At 49.4% G+C, this 245-nt stretch carries 1 pseudogene; it reads right to left on the minus strand.

The annotated features are described in order from the left end of the window. Window positions 1–170: 170 nt before the first annotated feature. Window positions 171–245: pseudogene (gene clpP / locus EOD29_RS34210) on the minus strand (ATP-dependent Clp protease proteolytic subunit); the annotation flags it as partial.

The raw sequence follows: 245 nt of genomic DNA on the forward strand, positions 1-245 counted from the left end.
GTCCGGGTTCCGGCGGCAACGAATTCCCCTTCGAATGCCGAATGCTATGTCATAAAAATTCAACATAGCATTAATAGTTACTATTAGCGTCTTCGTCGCCGGATGAAAGCCCTTGTTCAATCACAAATGGGATAGAACTGTGGCGACAAAAACACCATCCCAATTAATTACTAGGCCTGTTCGCCTTCCATTTCGAGGCGCGACGTCAGAACCTTGTCGATGACGCCCCAGCCCTGGGCTTCGTC

Source organism: Mesorhizobium sp. M1A.T.Ca.IN.004.03.1.1 (assembly GCF_003997555.1).
GTDB lineage: Bacteria > Pseudomonadota > Alphaproteobacteria > Rhizobiales > Rhizobiaceae > Mesorhizobium.